1 protein-coding gene is annotated in these 553 nt (G+C 36.5%); it reads right to left on the bottom strand.

Going from position 1 to position 553, the window contains the following annotated elements; all coding sequences use genetic code 11:
• Nucleotides 1-21: 21 nt before the first annotated feature.
• Nucleotides 22-553 (bottom strand): hypothetical protein (locus ACFQI7_RS37895; protein WP_377518657.1); only part of this gene is annotated, 532 nt, incomplete at its 5' end.

Here is a 553-nt window from a genome sequence, read left to right as displayed (position 1 = left end):
GCTAGCTTAGCCTAATCAATATTATTGAGTTCCAGTCTTAATTGTTGTTCTTGCTTTCTCGCTTCCCGCTCTATCATAGCCAACAACCGTTATTTCATCGGTTAATTGAGAAGAGTGGAACTTTAATAATTCTAGAAAATCTTGTTCCGATGTCATGCTTTTCTCAACAGATTCTCGAGCTCTCATAACTATCAACTTATGCATTTGGGTTCCCTTTCTTACCCCAACTACAACACTTTCGTTCCCATTTATTATCATTTGAATCGGGTTACTAGAATAGCTTGCCGACTTGAATTTGAACCTGTCCTTCTTTCCTATAGGCGTAAATGTCGCGATCCCAAACTCTCCTTCTGGGTCTACTTCAAATAAAGAATAGATTTGATTTTCTTGGGTTATTGTCTTCAAAAGGCGAGTCCCCTTACCTATGCTTAAATCTGTTGCAATTTTAATATCTGATTCGTCAGCAGAAATATCGTTTACATTAAATGGACCGATCGTATCATCAAAAAAAATGGGATATATAATAAACGCAAAAATACTTAAGCAAATCAGG

It is taken from the genome of Paenibacillus allorhizosphaerae (assembly GCF_042659105.1).
GTDB classification, from domain to species: domain Bacteria; phylum Bacillota; class Bacilli; order Paenibacillales; family NBRC-103111; genus Paenibacillus_G; species Paenibacillus_G allorhizosphaerae.
The sequence above is the reverse complement of the archived record's forward strand: the minus strand, read 5'-3'. Positions and strand labels throughout refer to the sequence as shown.